Below are 20,596 nucleotides of genomic sequence, written 5' to 3'. Positions count from 1 at the left end.
TGGAACTTCACTCGCGCAAGGGGTTTCAGGCCAGATGGAGTTTCGGCTTCAAAGTCGGACAGCGTTGCGCGAGCATGCCGGTGGAGTCCAGGTACAAATCCTGCGAGCGTTGCAGTTTCGCCATGACGTCCGGCGGCGGCAGCTCGCCCCAGGCGGTGGAGTCTTCGCGCTGAACCTCAAGGTTCATCGCCGTGCTGTCGGCCCAGACGTCCAGTTGTTCAGCCAGCTCCGGTGAGGACACCTCCCGAGCGGCCGAACGCAACGTGTCGACCATCGTGGCCTCCATGTCGGCGAGCGCCTGAAACTCCGCCTGGTAGAAGGTGCCGCGGTCGAATGAATCGTTGGTGGCCGCCATCAGCGCGGCCCACTGCTGGCCGGCGTCCTCGATGATCGCGCAGTCACTGCGGTGCCACAGCAGCCAGCCACCAGCCCCCAGACCGCTCATCACCAGCACCGCGGCGAGCACGGGCCGCAGCCGGTTCACCAATTCTTCTCCGGCGACGACGCCTTGGCCCAGAACCGCTTCGGGATGCGGCCGGCGTGGCGGGCCAGGTGTCCGGCGGTCACCGCGCCGGCCATCGCCGCAGCCATCCCCGCCGGATCGGCGGCACGGGTCACCGCCGAGGCCAACAGCACCGCGTCACAACCCAACTCCATCGCCAGGGCGGCATCACTCGCGGTGCCGATGCCCGCGTCGAGGATCACCGGTACCCCCGAGGCCGCGACGATCATCTCGATGTTGTGCGGGTTGAGGATGCCCAGGCCGGTGCCGATCGGTGAGCCCAGCGGCATCACCGCAGCGCAGCCGGTGTCCTCCAGCCGCCCAGCAAGCACCGGGTCGTCGTTGGTGTAGGGCAGCACCACGAACCCCTCGTCGACCAGTTGCTCGGCAGCGCGCACCAACTCCACCGCGTCGGGAAGCAGGGTGCGCTCGTCGGCGATCACCTCGAGTTTCACCCAGTCGGTGCCGAGTGCCTCGCGGGCCAGTTGCGCGGTGAGTACCGCTTCCGCGGCGCTGCGGCAGCCCGCGGTGTTCGGCAGCGGGGTGATCCCGAGCCGGCCCAGCAGATCGAGCATGCCGGTGCCGCCCTCGGCGTCGACGCGGCGCAACGCCACCGTGGTGAGCTCGGTGCCGGAGGCCACCAGGGCCTCTTCCAGCGCGGCGAGGTTGGCCGCTCCCCCGGTGCCCATGATCAGCCGCGAGGAGAAGCTGCGTCCGGCAATCGTGAGTTTGTTGTCAGCCACCTTGCACCGCCGTGAGGATCTCGAGTCGGGCACCGTCGGAGAGGGTTTGGTGCCAATCGGTTTTGGGCAGCACCGAGTAGTCCAGCGCCACCGCGATGCCGCGGTCGGGGTAGCCCAGCGAAGACAGCAGATCGGCGATCGTGGTCGTCTCGTCGACCTCGACCTGTTTGTCGTTGACCGTCACAATCATCACGGGACTCCCACGGGAAGTAGTTCGGTCACCACGTGCTCGGCTGTCCATGCCGCCAGCAGGAAGCCGTTGCGGCCGTGCCCCGCAGCCACGATGGTGGTGTCGCCCAGCCGGTGGACCAACGGCAGGTTGTCCGGTGTCATCGGGCGCAACCCGGCCGTGCACTCGGCCAACTCGTATTCTCCCAGACCCGGGGCGACCGTGCACGCGTCGTCGAGCAGATCACGCACCCCCGAGACCGCCGGCGCGGTGTCTCGGCCGTGCTCGTACTGGGTGGCGCCGACGACCACCCCGTCGCCGCGCGGCACCAGATACACCTGCCGTCCGTGCACGCGGGCACGGATTACCCGTTGCGGCACCGGCATACAGCCCTTACGCCAGCGCAGTCGCAGCACTTCGCCCTTGACCGGACGGATCGGCAGGCCGGGCCACAGCGCGGGGGCGTCGATGCCGTTGGCGATCACCCGGGTTTCGGCGCTGACCGCTGACAGCGCGTCGACCGGCCCGGCGAAGCGGACCCCCAGATCGCGGCAGGCGGCGTCCAGGGCGTCGACGAGGACGCGGTTGTCGACGGCAAGTTCGGTGGTGGCGCGGAAGCCGTGCCGGATGCCGCGGGCGAGCAGGGGTTCGACGTCACGCGCGGCGCTCTCCCACGTCACCGGGTGGCCCTGGGCCGACAGCCAGTCGGCGACGGTGCGCAGGTCGGCGACGTCGGCGCGGTCCAACGCCACCACCAGCGATTCGCGGGCGGTGACGACATCGGCCGGCAGCCCGTCGAGGAACGTCTCGTGCCACAACCTCAGCGAGTCCAGACCGAGGCGCAACAGGCGGTCTTCGCCGGGCCAGCCCTCGCTGTGCGGGGTGAGCATCCCGCCGGCCACCCACGACGCACCATGCCGTCCGTCGTGGTGCACGGTCACGGTGTGGCCGGCTTGGGCGGCGCGGCGAGCTACGGACAGCCCGATGACGCCGCCGCCGATCACGGCCAGGTCGGTCATCTGCTGCTCCCTTCGCCGGCATGATCCGGATCAGGTGTGACGGTCAGGGCAGGCCGGCCTCCCGGGTGTGCCCACTCTCAGCCCCGCACCGGATCACCCGGGACTCCCGTGGTCTCCTCCCACGCTAGCCGCTAGCGTCGCAGTGTGCACGAACCCGCGACCCGGCTGGCCACCGCTCGGCTGTACCTGTGTACCGACGCGCGCCGTGAGCGCGGGGACCTGGCCGAGTTCGCCGAGGCGGCCCTGGCCGGCGGGGTCGACATCATCCAGTTGCGCGACAAGGGCTCGCCCGGCGAGCAGCAGTTCGGTGCGTTGGAGGCCGCCGACGAACTGGCGGCGCTGGCGGTGCTGGCGGAGACGGCGGCACGCCACGACGCGCTGCTGGCGGTCAACGACCGCGCCGACGTCGCCCGGGCGGCCGGCGCAGACGTGTTGCACCTGGGCCAGCGGGACCTGCCGGTTGCGGTGGCGCGGGAGATCGTCGGCGCGGACACGGTGATCGGCCGCTCCACCCACGACGCGACGCAGCTGAGCGCGGCGATCACCGAGGATGTGGACTACTTCTGCGTCGGCCCGTGCTGGCCGACACCGACCAAACCGGGCCGCGACGCCGCGGGCCTGGGCCTGGTGGAGCAGGCGGCCGCGAGCGGCACCGACAAGCCGTGGTTCGCCATCGGCGGCATCTCCGAGGAGCTGTTGCCGCAGGTCATCGCCGCCGGTGCGCGCCGGGTGGTGGTGGTACGGGCGATCACCGACGCCGACGATCCGCGGGCCGCCGCCCGGCGCATCCGCGCCGCGCTCGAACCTGACCGCGAGTGAAGCCGCCCTTCCGCGAGTGACGCCCTCCGCGAGTGAAGCTGTAGGGCGAAATCCGGCGCGTTTTTCCGCCACAGCGCTTCACTCGGCGCGCCGGCGGGCCGTCAGCGGCGCTCCCGCGATGGCAACACCCGTCGAGCCTGCAGCAGCACACCCGGGACGGTGTTGGCCAGGTCGCGTCGGCTGCGCGCGAACCCGCGCAGGGTGCGGTAGAAAGACCACACCTGTCGCGGGCTGGGGACGGCGGGAATCCAGGCCAGTTCCCAGTGGATGCCGTTGATCGGGTCGTCGAAGAACACCGCGTAGTAGCCGGGCCAGTACTGCGGGTACTCGCGCGGTTCGTCGGTGACCACCACGTCCTGCTCGGTGAGGAATTCGCGGCGGAACCGGTCGACCTCTTTGCGGTTGCGCGCCCACAGCGCGATGTGGTTGATGCCGACAGCCTGGTCGGCGTGGGTGAGCTTGGTCCCGGTACGGGCGGGCTGGATGCCGATGTAGCTGTGCGGGGTACTCGCGGAGCGCGTCATGTAGTAGATCGACTGGTACTCCATGTTTAGCGAGGAGAAGCTGCTGTAGCCCAGCCAGCCGAACATCGCGTCGTAGAAGGCGATCGAGTCGTCGTAGTCGAGCACCGCGAACTCGACGTGGTTCACTCCCCGCCAGCGCATCGGCGTCTCCTCACCCCGGCAGCAGCTCCGAGATCGCCTCGCTGAGCCGCGAGGGTTGCAGGTCGGGTTCCCCGGCGGTGGCCCAGAGGAACATCTCCGATTCGATGACGACGGTGCGTGGCAGGTGGCGGCGCCGTTCGTCGTCGGGGTCCAGCGGGACCGCCGCGACGGCGGTGCGCAGTCGAGGCCAGCTGGTCGCGAACCCGGAGTGCAGCGGCAACTCGGTCACCTGCGATTCGGGTACCCAGCGCAGCTCGGTGCTCTCCTGATTGGGTCGCACGGTCAACGGCTCGGTGGCGTCGGCGACGACCGTGGTGTAGGTCCAGGTCCCGACGTCGGCGGTGATCAGCGCGGCGCGGACCGCGACACGGTGGGCGGGAACACCGGCTTCCTCGCCGGCTTCGCGGACCGCGGCCTGTTCCGGGGTTTCGTGGCTGTCGCGCGCGCCGCCGGGCAGCGCCCAGGTGCCGCCCTGGTGACTCCACCAGGCGCGGTGCTGCAGCAGGACAGCCGGGGTGCCGTCGGCCAGCGGGGCGCGCAGCAGCAGTCCGGCCGCGCCGAATCGGCCCCAATACCGCGCGCCGGTGGCCGAGAAGGCCCATCCGTCACCGTCGCCGCGCACCCGCTCAGCTTATGCGGGGTCCGGCGCGAAGGGGGCCAAGCGGGCCGTTCGGGCCACCGGTTGCCGGCCGGAGGTCCAGGCGTTGGCGTAACCCAGTAGCTGTTCTCCGGCCGGGGTGCGGTGCAGCAACGCGATGTCGGTGCGCCCGGAGCGGTTGAGCATTCCGCCGATGTCGTCGAGGGAGAACGACTTGCGGGGCGCCACGATACGGTACGGCAGGTCGGTGAGCAGCTCATAGGCGCGGGGCGGGTACGGGCGGGTGGGGACGCCGGCGCGCAGTCGCACCCCGATCTCGACGGTTTTCGGCCGCGCGCCGGTGGCCACCACGATCGCGGCGATGTCCTCCCACGGGATGCGGGTCCGCCGCAGTTGGCGGCCGCGCTGGATGAACCGCACCCCGTCGGCGTCGCCGTCGAAGAGGCTTTCACTGGTGAGGGCGGTCGCGAACTGCGCCAACATCGCCATCGGCATCACCACACCGATCACCACCGGCCAAACCCCACGGCTCGATGCCGCAACCAGGTTGCCGTAGAGCCAGGTCCATCCCACCGCGGAGGTCGGCAGGACGGCGACCTGAACCAGCACCAACCACCTAGGCTGCGTCACCCGGAATCGTATCCGGGCGGTGGCCGCCCGCGCCCCGATGAAGCCCACGGCCGCGCAGACCAGCCCGCCGAGCACCAGCAACCACACCCCCGGATCGGCCAGCCGCGGGTGGAAGAAGCTACCGAGCACCGCGGCGCCGAATCCGATCGTGGCCAACACCACGAACAGGTTGCGATACCGGGTCGCCCCCCGCTGCTCGGCCAGGGCCCGCGCGCGCTGCATCGGTCCAACCTAATCCGACGCCGGCAGCCGCGACCGCAGCAATTCGGCGCCCGACACGAAAACCACTACCTCGACAAACGCCACGCTCTTAGACTTTGCTTATACAGTTGGGGGCCAGCACAGCAGCCGACAGACGGAGGCTCGAACGCACGTGACCGTTGAGCTGGCGCATCCGTCGACCGAGCCGGAGGGGTCGACGTCGCCGAAACAGCCGGCTCACCCGTACTGGTGGTTTCTGACCACCACGCCCGGCAAACTGGCCACGATCGGCGTCGTGCTGTCGATGCTGGGGGTGCTCAGCGCGTTCGCCACCGCCACCACCATCGACCACCGCCAGCAGACGCTGACCACGGTGCTCAACCACACCGAGCCGCTCGCGTCGGCGGCAGGCCAGCTCTACACCGCCCTGTCGGTCGCCGACGCCGCCGCAGCCACCGCGTTCATCGCCCAGGCCGAGCCCGCCCCGGTACGGAAACGCTACGAGCAGGCCATCATCGACGCTGCGGACGCCGTGACCCGCTCGTCCAGCGGGCTCACCGACGAGCATCTGATGTCGCTGCTGGGCCGGATCAACGCCGAGCTCACGGTCTACACCGGGCTGGTCGAGATCGCCCGGACCAACAACCGGGCCGGCAACCCGGTCGGGGCGAGCTACCTGGCCGAGGCGTCGTCGCTGATGCAGGACACGATCCTGCCCGACGCCCAGAGCCTCTACGACGAGACCTCCGCGCGGGTGGACGCCGAGACCACCGCCTCCACCCGGGTGCCCGCCCCGGTGATCCTGGTCATCGCGATCACCGTGTTGTTCGGGGCGTTCGCGCATCGCTGGTTGGCGGCGCGCACCCGCCGCCGCGTCAACCCGGGCCTGGTGGCCGGCGGGCTGGCTATCCTCGTGATGGTGATCTGGGTGGGCACGGCGCTGGCGATCTCCACCACCAGCAGCCGCAACGCCAAGAACACCTCCGCGGACTCGTTGAAGACGCTGACCAACCTGTCGATCGTGGCGCAGCAGGCCCGCGCCGAGGAGACGTTGTCGCTGGTCCGCCGCGGCGGTGAGCAGGCGCCCAAGCGCACCTTCTACGAGCACATCGACGCCATGCAGCGCGAGCTCAACCAGTACCTGGACAACGACAACACCATCGACAAGTCCGCGCTCGCCGACGCCGACGAACTGCTGGACCGGTGGCGACACGCCAACTACCGGATCAACCAGTACATCGCCGTCGGCAACTACCAGGCCGCCACCCAGGTCGCGGTCGGGACCGGCGAGGGCGACTCCACCCCGGCGTTCGAGAAGCTCGACGACGCGCTGGGCCAGGCGATCGGACAGAGCCGCGACCAACTGCGTGCCGAGATCACCGCCGCGCGCCGCGGACTCTACGGCGCCACCGTCGGCGGCGCCGTGCTGTCGATCGCGGCGGCGATCGCCGTCGCGTTGGGGTTGTGGCCTCGGCTGGGTGAGTACCGATGAAGCGGATCGCTGCGGCCATCGCCGCGTTGCTGATCACCGCGGGCTGCGGGCACTCCGACCGCACCACCGCGATCAGCTCCCCGACCCTGCCGCCGCCCACCCCGGCCGGGATGGAGGAGCTGGCACCGCAGCCGCCGCTGCCGCCGGAGGAGAAAGCCGATTGCGACGCGACGGCCAGCCTGCCGCCGTTCCGCACCAAGGCCGAGGCCGACGCGGCGGTCAAAGGCATCCGGGACCGCGGCCGGTTGATCGTCGGGCTGGACGTCGGCTCCAACCTGTTGAGCTTCCGGGATCCGATCACCGGTGAGATCACCGGCTTCGACGTCGACATCGCCGGTGAGGTCGCCCGCGACATCTTCGGATCGCCGTTGCAGGTGGAGTACCGGATCCTGTCGTCGGCGGAGCGGATCACCGCACTGCAGGACAAAAAGGTCGACATCGTGGTGAAGTCGATGAGCATCACCTGCGAGCGGCGTAAGCACGTCAACTTCTCCACCGTGTATCTCACTGCGCACCAGCGGATCCTGATCCCCCGGGACTCTTCGATCACCGAGTCGGCCGACCTGTCCGGCAAGCGGGTGTGTGTGGCCCGCGGCACCACGTCGCTGGTCCGGGTCCGTCAGATCTCTCCCCCGCCGATCATCGTGTCGGTGATCACCTGGGCGGACTGCCTGGTGGCATTGCAGCAACGCCAGGTCGATGCGGTGTCCACCGACGATTCGATCCTGGCGGGGCTGGTCTCCCAGGACCCGTACCTGAACATCGTCGGGTCGTATATGGGTGAGGAGCCCTACGGCATCGGGATCAACTTGGAGAACACCGGGTTGGTGCGCTTCGTCAACGGCACCTTGGAGCGCATCCGCCGCGACGGCACCTGGAACACCCTTTATCGGCGCTGGCTGACGGTGCTCGGACCGGCGCCCCCGCCGCCGGTCCCGAGGTACGTGCAGTCATGAGCAGCAAGCACGACGAACCCGACGCACCCGAGGTGAGCACCGGCGGCCCGGCCACCCAGCCCGCCCAGGACTTGTTCGACTCGGCGTCGCTACGACCGATGGCGACACAGGCGATCTACCGGCCGCCGTTCGACGACGAGGAGGACGACGCCGAAACCGCGGCGGCGCTGGCGTTTTTGCGCCCGCGACGACACCGGCCCACCACCCGGCGGCTCGGTGGCGGGTTGGTCGTGATCCCTCGGGTCCCCGACACCGACCCCGAGTCCGCCCTGATGGTCAACCCGGTGGTGGCGGAGAACAAACGGTTCTGCTGGAACTGCGGACAGCCGGTCGGCCGCTCCACCGCGGAGGCGCCCGCCCCCAGCGAGGGTTGGTGCCAGCATTGCGGGAGTCCGTATTCGTTTCTGCCGCAGCTGAACCCGGGAGACATCGTCGCCGGCCAGTACGAGATCAAGGGGTGCGTGGCGCACGGCGGGTTGGGCTGGGTGTACCTGGCCGTCGACCACAACGTCAACGAACGCCCCGTGGTGCTCAAAGGTCTGGTGCACTCCGGTGACGCCGAGGCCCAGGCGATCGCGATGGCCGAGCGCAAGTTCCTCGCCGAGGTGGTGCACCCCTCGATCGTCAAGATCTACAACTTCGTCGAGCACCACGACCGGCACGGCGACCCGGTCGGCTACATCGTGATGGAGTACGTCGGCGGTAAGTCGCTCAAGGAGTCCCGCGACCAGAAGTTGCCGGTGCCCGAGGCGATCGCCTACATGCTCGAGATCCTGCCCGCGCTCGGTTACCTGCATTCGATCGGCTTGGCCTACAACGATCTCAAGCCGGAGAACATCATGTTGACCGAGGAGCAGCTCAAGCTCATCGACCTCGGCGCGGTGTCACGGATCAACTCCTACGGCTACCTGTACGGCACGCCCGGGTATCAAGCGCCGGAGATCGTGCGCACCGGGCCGACGGTGGCCACCGACATCTACACGGTGGGCCGCACCCTGGCGGCGCTGACGCTGAAGCTGCGGACCCGCGGTGGGCGCTACGTGGAGGGGTTGCCCGACGACGATCCGGTGCTGGCCCGCTACCCGTCGTATGCGCGGTTGCTGCGGCGGGCCATCGATCCCGACCCGACCCGTCGATTCGTCTCCGCCGATGAGATGTCCGGGCAGCTGCTGGGTGTGCTCCGGGAGGCGGTGGCCCAGGATTCCGGTGTGCCCCGGCCGGGATTGTCCTCGAACTTCACCCGGTCGCGCTCGACGTTCGGGGTGGTATTGCTGTTGGCGCACACCGACGTCTACCGCGACGGACGGGTGCACACCGAAACCCTCACCGCGCGGGAGATCATCACCGCACTACAGGTCCCGCTGGTCGACAGCTCCGATGTGGCGGCACCGGTGTTGTCGGCGACCGTGCTCTCCCAGCCGGTTCAGACACTCGACTCGTTGCGCGCGGTGCGCGACGGTGCGCTGGACTCCGACGGCGTGGATTTGACCGAGTCGGTGGAACTGCCGCTGATGGAGGTGCGCGCGCTGCTGGACCTGGAGGAGGTCGTCAAAGCCAGCGCGAAACTCGAGACCCTGGCCGACCGGGTGGGCTGGCAGTGGCGGCTGGTCTGGTTCCGCGCGGTGGCGGCCCTGCTCAACGGCGACCACGACTCGGCATTGAAGGATTTCACCGAGGTCCTCGACGTCTTCCCCGGCGAGTTGGCCCCGAAACTGGCGCTGGCGGCGACGCACGAGATGGCCGGCAACCCCGAGGCCCGCAATTTCTACCGGGCGGTGTGGGCCACCGATGATTCGGTGATCTCCGCCGGGTTCGGTTTGGCCCGGGCTCAATCCAGTGACGGCGACCGGTTGGCTGCGGTGCGCACGCTCGACCAGGTACCGGCTACGTCCCGTTACTTCACCACTGCGCGCCTCACCTCGGCGGTCACCTTGTTGTCCGGACGTGGCCGTGACGAGATCACCGAGGACGACATCCGCGACGCCGCGCGCCGGGTAGAGGCGCTGCCGGACACCGAACCGCGGGTGTTGCAGATCCGTGCGCTGGTGCTGGGCGCGGCGATGGACTGGCTGGAGCACAACGAGGCCTCCACGAACCACATCCTGGGGTTCCCGTTCACCGACCACGGCCTGCGCCTGGGAGTGGAGGCGGCACTGCGCGGATTGGCGCGCACCGCACCCACCCGGGAACACCGGTATGCACTGGTGGACATGGCGAACAAGGTGCGGCCGGTTTCGACGTTCTAAGGGCCCCCGGGCCCGGCGCGGTGACAGCCGGGCTTGTCGCTCAGTCGGGTACCAGGGCGGTCACGCCGGTGTCGTCGACGAGGTAGACACGGCCATCCGGCCCCAGGGCAGGACCGCGGCAACGAGACGACCACGCCGAGGACGACTATGGCCGGCACCGTGATCTTCCACATCGCCAGTACCGCCATCGGCCCCCAAAAGGTCATCATGACGACGAACAACCGCACGTACTCCCCGACCGGCGGGGACTCCGAATCGTGGTGGGTGGCAATCGCGATGGCATACAGCACAGCGCCTGCGACCAGGCAGCACACGGCAGCGGACCCCGCAACGCACCACAGCACCCGGCGCGGCCGTGGCCTGGCGAGACGCAGCGTGGGGAGTCGGGCGCGCACATCCGAAAGTATCGCCTCAACGAGGCGAGCAGGGACGCGTCATCCCTGAGATCGACAGCTGAGCGGGGCCAGGACGCGAAATTTCGGGCTTTATCCCATTCTCGATGTCGATTTCAGGGCCACCGGCGGTCCGGCACCGCCCTCGGCCGAGGTTTTCGCCACCCACGCGCCCCATCGCACGGTCCCGGCCACGAAAATCAACCGCCGCGTCCAGAAATACTCCGGTTGCCCGGGCGGTTGGCCCAGACATGGGCACCCCTGACCGGCCAACCCCACTCCGGGTCGCCGTCGATCAGAATCTCTGCGTCGGCGCCGGGTTCTGTGTACGACGGGCCTGGACGGTGTTCGCGATGACCCCCGATGAAACGGTCACCCTGATCGGCGAAGACGGCGAGACGGTCGGCCCGTTGGAGGTCCCCGAGGAGTACGCGGAGGCCGTTGAGCGAGCGGCGCTGGAATGCCCCTCCAACGCCATCAAGGTCACCCGCGACGCCGATGCCGATCTGGTCGGCAAGGAGTGGGGCGACCGCTGACCCTGGTCGACGCCCCGCGCGCAGCATCCGCATCACATCGCTTCGCTCATCCCCTGCCCAATGACCACCACCCAAACGGCGATGCCCAGCAGGAACCCGAGGACCACGATGGCGAGTGCGGCCTGCCCGCCCGCCCGATCCGCTCCGGTGCGGCCCGTGGCGCACACCGCCAGGGCGAATCCGGTTACCAGCAGCACCGGTCCACCCAGCGGCCATAGCAAGGGGATACACCACACGACAGCGCCCAGCGCACTGACCGCCAGCGCCACCCTGCCCAGCCCCCACCGTGTAGAAGAATCCGCCACCGCCACCGTTCGATTATCGGTGGTCCGCGGTTGCGGACATCCGCACGAATCGGCGGAGCTACCTGCGTGGGCGCTGCCCGATCAGACCGAACCAATAGTCCTCGGGAATCTCCGCCCCGGACCGCAGGATCCGCGCCAACCCGACCGCCATCGCTATCCCGAGCAAGCCCAGTTCGAGTCCGGCCAGCGCGATCAGCCACCACAGCACGGTCGTCACCTCCGGCCACGGGGAGACGATCGCCAGGATCGGCGCGAACAAGAACCCGGTGCCGACATACCAGGCGGAGCCGGCACGGTCGGCCTGCATCACCCGGCGTAGCCAGCCGGGCACTACGGCGTCGGCGGCCATCGGAATCTCCTTCCTACCCGGTCATCGCCCGTTCCGCGGTGCCGGTCCCAGCCACGCCTCGCGACCGGCAACGCCGAGCCGCACGCCGGCCCGGCGAACATGGGCGAACCGTCGCGGGCACACCGATAGTCTAGCAATACATACCGCTGTGCGGTATGTGTCTTTCTCGGGTAGTTTCGCGCCATGGCTCCCGAACGCACTCCCCAGCACGAGCGGCGCGCACAGACGCGCGCGGCGCTGTTGCGCGCGGCCGGGCGGGTCTTCGCCGAACACGGCTATCACGACGCGACGCTCGAACAGGTTTACCGCGGCGCCGGGGTGTCCCGCGGGGCGCTGTATCACTACTTCGGCTCCAAGCGGGAACTGTTCGCCGCGCTGCTGGCTGACCGGCTGGCCGATGCCGCCGCCTCGGCGGAGTTTCAGAACCTGGGGGAGGGCGCGGATCCGATCGGCCGGTTTCTGCACCGGGTCGGCCGTGACCCGCGCTGGCTGCCGCTGCTCCTGGATTTCCTGGCGCTGGGTGCCCGCGACGACGCCACCCGCGAGAGTGTGCTCACCGAGTTCATCCGCCCGGCCCGCGAATTGGCCGGGGCGGCAACCGGACACCTCATCACCGACGGCGCCGCGCTCAGCGTGGACGAACTCGCCGTCGCGACCACCGCCCTGATCAACGGACTGGCCATCGAGCGGGCGTTCGATCCCGACGCGGTGCCCGATGACCTGGGCGCGCGGGTATTCGCGGCCCTGGCCGCCGGTTTGCAGGAGCCCGGGTCAGGGCGTGGGTACTAGCTCGAGACGTCGCCCACCCGCGGGCCGGGTGATCGCCAGGATCGCGCCGTCCCCATCGGTCGCGGCCTCCGGGGGGCCGGTCGGCCCCACGGGCTCGGGCCCCTCCTCGACCACTCCCGCCGTCGCGCCGGCCTGCCAGCGTGCCGGCAACAACCTCGGCGCGACCGCGATCGCACCGACCGCGGCGCCGGAGGAGGCCAGTGCCTGCGCCCAGCCCAGTGGACCGATCGGGGTGCAGCCCAGCAGCTGGCTGACGCCGGGCAGGCTGATCGCCGCGGCGAACACCGCGAACGACCCGGTGGCGGTGAGCCAGACCAGCGGGGCGTGGGAATCCACCAGTGTCTGGGCCAACTCCGTGGTGACCAGGCTGATCAACGCGATCGTGGCCGCACGCTGCGGGCGGCCGGTCAGCGCCGCCATCGACCAGGCGGCGCTCGCCGCCAGCCCGGTGATGACGCCGCGGACCGCGACGGCGCGGACCAGCGCCCGCTCGTCGATCCCGCCCACGACCCGGTCGGCCGGGCCGGCCGGGGTGCTCACCGCCACCGATGTGGCCGGGAGCGCGTCGGTGAGCATGTTCATCAACAGCAACTGACGGTTGTTCAGCGGTGAGGTGCCGGTGATCGCCGTGCCGATCACACCGAAGATGACCTCGCCGATGTTGCCGCCGAGCAGGCCGGTCACCGCGAGTTGCACCCCGCGCCACAGCCGACGGCCCTCGTCGATGGCGTCGGCCAGTGCGCCGATTCGGCCGTCGGTCAACACGATGTCAGCGGTGGTGTGCGCCGAGTCGCTGCCGCGCGCCACCACCCCCAGACCGACGCTGGCCGCGCGGATGGCGGCGGCGTCGTTGGCGCCGTCACCGACCATCGCGGTGACCCGTCCGCTGCGCTCCAGGGTCTGCACCACCTGCACCTTGTTCTCCGGGGACATGCGGGCGAAGATGACCCGCTCAGCCACCACCTGCTGCTGTTCCTTGCGGGACAACGCGTTCCATTGCGATCCGGTGATGACCTGCTCCGCGGTGACCGGCATCCCCAGCTCTGCGGCGATGGCGGTGGCGGTCACCGGATGATCGCCGGTGATCAACCGGATCGCGACTCCCCGGGCGGCGAGGTCAGCGAGCAACTGCGGCGCTTCCTCGCGTGGGGTGTCGGCGATCCCGAGGAACCCGACCAGACTCAGCCCCGACTCGCACAGCCGCTCCACCGCGTCGCCGTCGTCGCCGACCGACCGGTCCTGTGCGGCCGCCAACGTACGGCCGGCGACCGCGATCACGCGCAAGCCCTGCGACGCCAATGCAGCGATCCGCTCTTCGGCGTCGCCGGGTGCTTCGTCGCACGCCGCCAACACCACTTCGGGGGCGCCCTTGATCACGAGGTCGCGACCGGAGACCGACGCCGAGAACGCCCGCCCGGAGCGGAACGGCACATGGGCATCCGGTGTCAGCCACCGTTCCTCGAGTGGCGGTAGCGCGGCGGCCGCCTCGATCACCGCCTGATCGGTGGCGTGGGCGTGGGCCGCACCTTCCGGGGCAGGCGCCGCCTGCGCAGCAAGGGTCAGCACCTCTTCGTCGGTGTGACCTGCCGTCGGGTGGACGCCGGTGACCCGCAACCGGTTCTCGCTGAGTGTCCCGGTCTTGTCGAAGCAGACCACCTCGACGCGGCCCAGCGCCTCCACCGTGCGCGGAATCCGCACCAGCGCACCGACCTTGCTCAGCCGCTGGCCGGAGGCGTGCTGGGCCAAAGTGGCCATCAGCGGCATTCCCTCGGGGACGGCGGCCACCGCCACGGCGATGGCATTGCCCAGTGCGATCCGTAACGTCCCGCCGCGCAGCAGCCCCAGCAGGCCCACCATCACGCCACCGGCGGCGCTGGCCGGGAACGCCCGATTCATCAACACCGAAAGCTGGTGCTGCAGCCCGACGACCGGCAGTTCCCCGGCCGCCAGTTCGGCGGCGCGGCGGGCCTGGGTCTCGGCGCCGACGGCGGTCACGATCGCCACGGCGGTGCCGGCCACCACGGTGCTGCCCGCGTAGAGCATGCAACGCCGGTCGGCGAGTTCGGCGCCCGGCGTCGCCGCGGTCTGTTTGTCCACCGACAGCGACTCCCCGGTCAGCGACGACTCGTCGACCTCGAGGTCGGCGGCCTCGACCAGGCGGGCGTCGGCGGGCACGACCTCGTTACTGCGCACCTCGATGAGCGTCCCGGGCGCCAGTGCCTCGGCGGGGACCTCGGCATAACCGTCCGCGGTCACGCGGCGCGCCGGTGGGGTCTGCTGCGCCAGCAGCCGGTTCAGTCGGTTCTCTGCCTGCAACTGTTGGCCGGCGGCGAGCATGCAGTTACCGATCAGCACCGTGCTGACCATCATCGCGTCGATCGGGGAGCCCAGCATGGCGGTTGCCGCCGAGCACAGCCCCAGCACCGGCATCAGCGGGTCGGAGAGTTCGGCGCGCACCGCGGTCAGGAACTGCCAGAACATGTTCGGCGGCTCTGTGGAGGGCACCTCGAGCTCGGCGGTGGGCTCGGGAAGCAGCCGGCGAACCTGCTCGACCGACATCGCATGCCATTCATGGGCGGGGGCGGGTCGCGGCGCCGACACCGCGGTGGCGCGGCGGGCGAGCACATAGCCGGAGACCGCTCCAGCGGCGGCGCCGGCGGTGACCGGGCTGAGCCTGCGGCCGCCACGCACTCCGGGCACCATCAACAGCGCCCCCAGGCTGGTGGCGCCCGTTGAGATCGCGATACCGCGGTCGGTGGCGGCCCGGGCAGCGGGCAGCGCGTGCAGGACCTGCCACACCGCGGTGAGGTCCCGGACGATCAGGTCGGCCTGCCACGGCGGGGACGCGGCGTCGTCGTCGGCGGCGACGACTCCGAGTCCGACGTCGGCATTGCACAGCGCCTCCGCCGCGGTCGCCGAGACCACCGCCACCGTGCGTCCGCTTCGTTGGAGCTCGGTCAGGGCCTCGGCCAGCGCGGCGTCCGGGCCGTCGGCTACGGCTGCCAGCTCATCGAAACCCGGCCGCAGTTCCCCGAGCAGATCGAGGTCGAGAGAGACCAGCTCCACCTCGGCGGCTCGCGCCTCGGCGATCACCGCCACGGCCAGCGGGTGCACCGTCGGCGACAGCAGGACCTCGATCCCGTCGTACCCGGGCACCGCGTGCCAACCGGGCCTGATGCCCTCGCGGTCGGCCATGCCCTGCGCCGCCGGCCAGGCGTCGGCGCGCCGGCTCGACGACCCGCCCCGGAATTCCGCGACCCGCAACTGATCGGTGCAGAGCACTCGCGGGTCGATCAGCACGGTGTCGACCCGGTCGAGTCGGCGCAGACCGTGCGCTTGCAGCACCAGCACGCCGTATCGCTCGGCCAACGTCCGGCCCAACGTGGCGGCGAACGCCTCGGTCGTGGCGCGAACGGCTTTCGGCGCGGTGACCACAACGGCATTGGCGGTCATCGTGAGGTTGCGGGTCAGAACCCCCACCAGCCCGGCGCCGATCACCTGCGCAAACGCCATCTTCTCGTAGTACCGCTGGGCGGCACCCTCGGGCAGCGGCACCGGCCGTTGCGCCCGGTGGACCAGCCCGTCGGCGGCCGCGCGAGCCAGCGTCGGCTCGTACTGACGCCACGCATCGGCCGCCGCTCGCGATTCGGCGGCCTTCAGCCCCTGCATGGCCACGTCCACCGCCAGATTTGCCGGGGACAGGGTGGCGATCCGCGCACCGGTGCCCAGCAGCGAGAGCACGGTGTCGGTCGGCCCCGCTCCGATCCGCTCGTGGAGGCGACGCCGCAGCCAGGGTTGGTAGTTGGCGAACGTGGCGGCCGCGTCGACCGCCAGCGGGGCCGCCGGCCACCGCAGCATCCGGCCCGCGACGGCGATCGCGAACCCGGCCGCGTTGATGGCGACCATCGCTCCGCGAGTGACCAGCACCAGCCCGTCCCCCGGCAGTGTGGTGCGAGCCGTTGGCGGTGCGGCCCCGGCGGGTTCGGTGTCGTCGATGACGCGGGCCAACTCGCGCAGGTTCGGCGGCGTGGCCGGATCGAAGCCGATGACGACCCGTTCCAGCGGCCGGTTCACCGCCACCGAGGCGACTCCCGGCTGACCTGCCAGCGCCGTCTGCACCTGCTCCGCGCGCATCGCGCCGTCCGGTCCGGCGAGCCCGGGTACCTCGATCCAGGCGCGTTCGTCGCCGCGCCAGCACCCGCGGGTCCACGGCGCGCCTTCACCGGCGAGCGCATTGAGTCCTTCGCGCACCGGGACCGCCGCCAGGTGCACGCTGGCCGCGGCGATCTCACCGACCGTCTCGACCGCGTTGGCAGCGGTGCGGGCGGCCGCCTCGACGGCGCCGACGGTGGTCTGGATTCCCCAGCCGAGCGGGCGGAGCAGCAGCGGAGTTCGGCTCACGGTCAAGCACCCCATCGTGTGGTCGGGCGGTGGCAAGGCCAGCCGGTCGATGGCCGTGGCCCTGCGTGCGGACGACCACAATCCTGCGCACATTTCGATAGTTGCGCAACTATCTAATGATGACGTCGCGCGAAGTCCGGCCTTGGCGCTAGGACAAGATGGACGTCGACGTAGCGAAACCCGAAGAACGGCCAACCGAAACCATGACGTCCGAAAGCCCGCGTGAGGAGCCGACCGCGCCGCAGCTCGCCTCGGCCGCGGAAACGTTCGCGCTGCTCAGCAGCCCCGCCCGGCTGCACGTGCTCTGGCTGGCCACCCAGGGACCGCACGACGTGACAACCCTTGCCGGCCGCGCCGGTCTCGGGGTCGCGACCATGAGTCAACACCTGACGAAACTGCGGCTGGCCGGTTTGATCAGCGCCCGTCGTGAGGGACGTCACCACATCTACACCGTCGAGGACCCACACATCGTCGCGCTCCTGCAGCAGATCTTCGCCCACATCGCGCCCGACGGCAGCCTGGCGCCGGACCCGCCGGCGCGTTGAGTCGGCCCTACCCCACCACGGCCGCACACGCCCGCGCGATCGCCAACTCCTCGTCGGTCGGCACCACCAGCACGGTCACCGCCGAGGATTCGGTCGAGATGCGCCGGGTGTACCGGGAGTCCGAGACGTTCAACTCCCCATCGAGTTCGATCCCCAGCGCGGACAACCCGCTCAGCGCGTCTGCGCGCAGACGCGCATCGTTCTCCCCCACCCCTGCGGTGAAGCTGATGACATCGGCCCCACCGAGCACCGCCAAATAGGCACCGATGTACTTGCGTAACCGATGCAGATAAATGCGATAGGCCAACTCGGCGTGCCCGTCACCGGAGTCGATGCGGGAATGGATCTCGCGGAAGTCGACCGCACCGCCCACGCCCAACATGCCCGAGCGACGGTTGAGCAGGGTGTCGATCTCCTCCACCGACAGTCCCGCGGTGCGGTGCAGATAGCCCAGCACGCCGGGGTCGATGTCCCCGGAGCGGGTGCCCATCACCAGCCCCTCCATCGGCGTCAGCCCCATCGAGGTGTCCACCGGGCGGCCGCCGTCGATCGCCGACGCCGACGCCCCGTTGCCCAGGTGCAACACGATCTGGCGCACCGCGTCGTACGGCCGGCCGACGAAGGCGGCCGCCTGCTGCGAGACGTACTCGTGGGATTGCCCGTGGAACCCGTACCGGCGGATGTGCCATTTCTCCGCGATCTCGGCGTCGATCGCGTACGTGGCGGCCGCCACGGGCAGGTCGTGGAAGAAGGCGGTGTCGAACACGGCCACGTGCGGTAGTTTCGGCAGCAGCCGGCGGGCGACCTCCATGCCCAGCACCCCGGGCGGGTTGTGCAGTGGGGCCAGGGGTTCCAGCTCGCGCATGGTCTCGATCAGCTCGTCGGTGACCAGCGTCGGTTCGACGAATTTCCGTCCGCCGTGCACCGCGCGGTGGCCGACGGCGACCAGGGCGCCGTCGTGCAGGTCGACGCCGTCGTCGGCGAGCCGGTCGAAGGCGGTGCGCAGCGCCGCTTCATGGTCGGGCACTTCACTCTCACCGATGCGCTCAACCAGCCCCTTGGCGCGGGTCTCTCCCGAACTCCGCTCCACCAACGCATACTTCAGTGTCGAGGATCCGCAGTTGAGCACCAGGACCGTACTCTTCACTGCGCCTCCTGAGCCTGCACGGCCGTGATCGCCACCGTGTTGACGATGTCCTCGATCAGCGCGCCCCGGGACAGGTCGTTCACCGGTTTGTTCAACCCCTGCAATACCGGGCCGACGGCGATCGCGCCGGCGGAACGCTGCACCGCCTTGTAGGTGTTGTTGCCGGTGTTGAGGTCGGGGAAGATCAGCACGGTCGCCTTTCCCGCCACCTGGGAATCGGGCATCTTCCCGGCGGCCACCGCCGCGTCGACCGCCGCGTCGTACTGGATCGGCCCTTCGACCAGGAGTTCCGGGTTGCGTTCGCGCACCAGCGCGGTGGCCATGCGCACCTTCTCCACGTCCGCACCCGCCCCCGAGTCGCCGGTGGAATACGACAGCATCGCCACCCGCGGGTCGATGCCGAACTGTGCGGCGGTGCGCGCCGAGGAGATCGCGATGTCGGCCAACTGCTCAGCGGTCGGGTCGGGCACGATCGCGCAGTCCCCGTAGGCGAGCACCCGATCGGCCAGCAGCATCAAAAAGATGCTGGAGACGGTCGAGACGTCCGGAGCCGTGCGGATGATCTCGAAGGCCGGGCGCACCGTGTGCGCGGTGGTGTGGGCGGCACCGGAGACCATGCCGTCGACGTGACCGTTGTAGACCAGCATGGTGCCGAAGTAGGACACATCGCCCATGAGCTCCAGTGCCCAATCCGGGGAGATGTCTTTGTGTTTGCGCAGCTGCGCGTACTGGGTGGCGAACTCCTCGCGCAGCGGACTGGTAGCCGGGTCGATGACCCGGGCATCGCCCAGGTCGACACCGAGTTCGCTGGCCCGCGAACGTATCTCGTTCTCGTCGCCGAGGATGGTCAAGTCGGCCACCTCGCGACGCAACAGTCGGCCGGCCGCTTTGAGCACCCGGTCATCGGTGCCCTCGGGCAACACGATCCGTTTGCGGTCGGCGCGCGCCCGGTCCTGCAACTGGTGGGTGAACATCTGCGGGGTGACCACCGACGGGATCGGGATGGACAGCTGATCGAGCAGGTCGGTGACGTCGACGTGTTCTTCCATCAGCGCCAGCGCCGTGTCGATCTTGCGCTGCGACGCCGCGGTCACCCGGCCTCGCGCGGTCGCCGCCGCACTGGCGGTGTCGAAGGTACCCGCGTCGGTGGCGATGATCGGCAGCCGCAGCCCGAGCCCGGCGACGAGTTTCGCGATCGAGGGATGCAGTTCGAAGCCGCCGTTGAGGATCAGGCACGACAGCGATGGGAACCCCTCGGCGGCATGGGCACTGGCCACCGCCAGCACCACATCGGAGCGGTCGCCCGGGGTGATCACCGCGGCGCCGTCGCGCAGCCGCTCCAGCACGTGATCGGCGGTCATCCCGGCCACCGTCACGCCCAGCACCTCGCGGTCGAGCAGTGCGGTGTCCCCGGAGACCATCTCGCCGCCGACCGCGGCGCGCATCTCGGTGACCGTCGGTGCGAACAGCAGCGGCTCGTCGGGCAACACATACTTCTTCACTCCGTCATCGGCGGTGGTCTCGGCCAGCGCGGCGGCCAAGGCGTCGAGTTGCTCGGGTTCACAACGGTTGGCGACGACCGCGGCGGTGTGGGCGTGCTGGTTGCCCAGTTCGGCCAGGCACACACTGATCACCTGGGTGACCTGTTCGGGGGTGCGGTTCTTGGCCCGCACCGCAAGCAGCACCGGCGCACCGAGGTTCACCGCGATACGCGCGTTGACGCTCAGTTCCGCCGGGCTGGTGACGTCGGTGTAATCCGATCCGACGATCACCACCGCGTCGCAGTCGGCGGCCATCGCGTGGTGGCGGTCGACGATGTCGGCGATCGCGGCGTCGGGGTTCTCATGCAATTGGCGGTAGGTCACCCCGACGCACTGCTGGTAGCCCAGGCCCGCGGTGGTGTGCGCCAGCAGCAGCTCCAGGATGTAGTCGCGGTCCTCGCCCAGGCGGGTGATAGGGCGGAACACCCCCACCCGCGGCAGGGTCGCGGTGAGCCGGTGCAGCAGCCCCAGCGCGATGGTGGACTTGCCGGTGTCACCTTCGGGGGCGGCGACGTAGATGGCGCGCGTGGCGCCGTCGCCCGCGGTCATGG

19 protein-coding genes are annotated in these 20,596 nt (G+C 70.1%); 7 read left to right on the top strand and 12 right to left on the bottom strand.

The features are described 5' to 3' along the window. Positions 1-25 precede the first annotated feature (25 nt). From AWC30_RS04820 to thiO, 4 genes are read right to left on the bottom strand one after another with little or no spacing between them, the layout of a single operon-like run. Entirely contained in the window at positions 26-484 is a 459-nt protein-coding gene (locus AWC30_RS04820; RefSeq protein ID WP_085109067.1) for a hypothetical protein, read from the bottom strand. Continuing rightward, positions 481-1,245, bottom strand: a complete 765-nt coding sequence (gene thiG, locus AWC30_RS04815) for a thiazole synthase (protein WP_085109066.1) — start codon at positions 1,243-1,245, stop codon at positions 481-483. The genes AWC30_RS04820 and thiG overlap by 4 nt, the downstream gene beginning before the upstream one ends. Then, complete coding sequence (gene thiS / locus AWC30_RS04810; protein ID WP_085109065.1) at positions 1,238-1,435, bottom strand: sulfur carrier protein ThiS; 198 nt, start codon at positions 1,433-1,435, stop codon at positions 1,238-1,240. The genes thiG and thiS overlap by 8 nt, the downstream gene beginning before the upstream one ends. Beyond that, positions 1,435-2,433 carry a glycine oxidase ThiO gene (thiO, locus tag AWC30_RS04805; protein ID WP_085109064.1) on the bottom strand — a complete coding sequence of 333 codons (999 nt, stop codon included), beginning with the start codon at positions 2,431-2,433 and terminating at the stop codon, positions 1,435-1,437. The genes thiS and thiO overlap by 1 nt, the downstream gene beginning before the upstream one ends. A 144-nt stretch (positions 2,434-2,577) precedes the next feature. Between thiO and thiE the strand changes: the two genes are divergently transcribed. Beyond that, entirely contained in the window at positions 2,578-3,252 is a 675-nt protein-coding gene (gene thiE / locus AWC30_RS04800; RefSeq protein WP_085109063.1) for a thiamine phosphate synthase, read from the top strand. 101 nt (positions 3,253-3,353) lie between these two features. Here the strand turns inward: thiE and AWC30_RS04795 are convergent, their stop codons facing one another. The 3 genes from AWC30_RS04795 to AWC30_RS04785 are packed head-to-tail and all read right to left on the bottom strand — an operon-like array spanning position 3,354 to position 5,367. Next, positions 3,354-3,917 (bottom strand): VOC family protein, encoded by a 564-nt coding sequence (locus AWC30_RS04795; protein ID WP_085109062.1) that lies wholly within the window; start codon positions 3,915-3,917, stop codon positions 3,354-3,356. Between the two features lie 10 nt (positions 3,918-3,927). Then, positions 3,928-4,539, bottom strand: coding sequence for an NUDIX hydrolase (locus AWC30_RS04790; RefSeq protein ID WP_085109061.1), 612 nt, complete (start codon positions 4,537-4,539; stop codon positions 3,928-3,930). Between the two features lie 9 nt (positions 4,540-4,548). After that, positions 4,549-5,367 carry a hypothetical protein gene (locus tag AWC30_RS04785; protein WP_085109060.1) on the bottom strand — a complete coding sequence of 273 codons (819 nt, stop codon included), beginning with the start codon at positions 5,365-5,367 and terminating at the stop codon, positions 4,549-4,551. Between the two features lie 151 nt (positions 5,368-5,518). On the opposite strand from AWC30_RS04785, the gene glnX reads away from it, so the two are divergent. From glnX to AWC30_RS04765, 4 genes are all read left to right on the top strand, one after another. Further along, entirely contained in the window at positions 5,519-6,838 is a 1,320-nt protein-coding gene (gene glnX / locus AWC30_RS04780; RefSeq protein WP_085109059.1) for a protein kinase G-activating protein GlnX, read from the top strand. Beyond that, entirely contained in the window at positions 6,835-7,794 is a 960-nt protein-coding gene (locus tag AWC30_RS04775) for a glutamate ABC transporter substrate-binding protein (protein WP_085109058.1), read from the top strand. The genes glnX and AWC30_RS04775 overlap by 4 nt, the downstream gene beginning before the upstream one ends. Continuing rightward, complete coding sequence (locus AWC30_RS04770) at positions 7,791-10,040, top strand: serine/threonine-protein kinase PknG (protein ID WP_085109057.1); 2,250 nt, start codon at positions 7,791-7,793, stop codon at positions 10,038-10,040. The genes AWC30_RS04775 and AWC30_RS04770 overlap by 4 nt, the downstream gene beginning before the upstream one ends. 499 nt (positions 10,041-10,539) lie before the next feature. After that, positions 10,540-10,968, top strand: a complete 429-nt coding sequence (locus AWC30_RS04765; protein WP_085109056.1) for a ferredoxin — start codon at positions 10,540-10,542, stop codon at positions 10,966-10,968. Between the two features lie 32 nt (positions 10,969-11,000). Here AWC30_RS04765 and AWC30_RS17730 read toward each other — a convergent pair whose 3' ends face one another. Both AWC30_RS17730 and AWC30_RS04755 read right to left on the bottom strand, forming a co-directional pair. Then, positions 11,001-11,165 (bottom strand): hypothetical protein, encoded by a 165-nt coding sequence (locus tag AWC30_RS17730; RefSeq protein ID WP_165756432.1) that lies wholly within the window; start codon positions 11,163-11,165, stop codon positions 11,001-11,003. Between the two features lie 166 nt (positions 11,166-11,331). Next, positions 11,332-11,622, bottom strand: coding sequence for a hypothetical protein (locus AWC30_RS04755; RefSeq protein ID WP_085109054.1), 291 nt, complete (start codon positions 11,620-11,622; stop codon positions 11,332-11,334). A 183-nt stretch (positions 11,623-11,805) separates the two neighbouring features. Between AWC30_RS04755 and AWC30_RS04750 the strand changes: the two genes are divergently transcribed. After that, positions 11,806-12,411, top strand: a complete 606-nt coding sequence (locus AWC30_RS04750) for a TetR/AcrR family transcriptional regulator (RefSeq protein WP_085109053.1) — start codon at positions 11,806-11,808, stop codon at positions 12,409-12,411. Here AWC30_RS04750 and AWC30_RS04745 read toward each other — a convergent pair. Beyond that, the gene (locus AWC30_RS04745) at positions 12,394-16,812 is read right to left on the bottom strand and encodes a cation-translocating P-type ATPase (RefSeq protein ID WP_234807939.1); all 4,419 of its coding nucleotides are present in this window, start codon (positions 16,810-16,812) and stop codon (positions 12,394-12,396) included. The two genes, AWC30_RS04750 and AWC30_RS04745, sit on opposite strands and share 18 nt — an antisense overlap. Before the next feature lie 203 nt (positions 16,813-17,015). Here AWC30_RS04745 and AWC30_RS04740 point away from each other — a divergent pair, with 203 nt between their 5' ends. Further along, a complete protein-coding gene (locus tag AWC30_RS04740) occupies positions 17,016-17,357 on the top strand; it encodes an ArsR/SmtB family transcription factor (protein ID WP_165756431.1) in 342 nt (113 codons plus the stop codon). Positions 17,358-17,364: 7 nt separating this feature from the next. Here AWC30_RS04740 and AWC30_RS04735 read toward each other — a convergent pair whose 3' ends face one another. Both AWC30_RS04735 and pta read right to left on the bottom strand, forming a co-directional pair. Beyond that, on the bottom strand, positions 17,365-18,504 hold the full coding sequence (locus tag AWC30_RS04735; RefSeq protein ID WP_085109050.1) for an acetate kinase: 1,140 nt from the start codon (positions 18,502-18,504) through the stop codon (positions 17,365-17,367). Beyond that, complete coding sequence (pta, locus tag AWC30_RS04730; protein ID WP_085109049.1) at positions 18,501-20,594, bottom strand: phosphate acetyltransferase; 2,094 nt, start codon at positions 20,592-20,594, stop codon at positions 18,501-18,503. Before pta ends, AWC30_RS04735 begins: the two co-directional genes overlap by 4 nt. Between the last annotated feature and the right edge of the window lie 2 nt (positions 20,595-20,596).

The sequence above is a fragment of the Mycolicibacillus trivialis genome (assembly GCF_002102395.1).
In the GTDB taxonomy this organism is placed as follows: Bacteria; Actinomycetota; Actinomycetes; order Mycobacteriales; family Mycobacteriaceae; genus Mycobacterium; species Mycobacterium triviale.
Note: the sequence above shows the minus strand (reverse complement) of the source record. Positions and strands in the feature narration are given on the sequence as shown.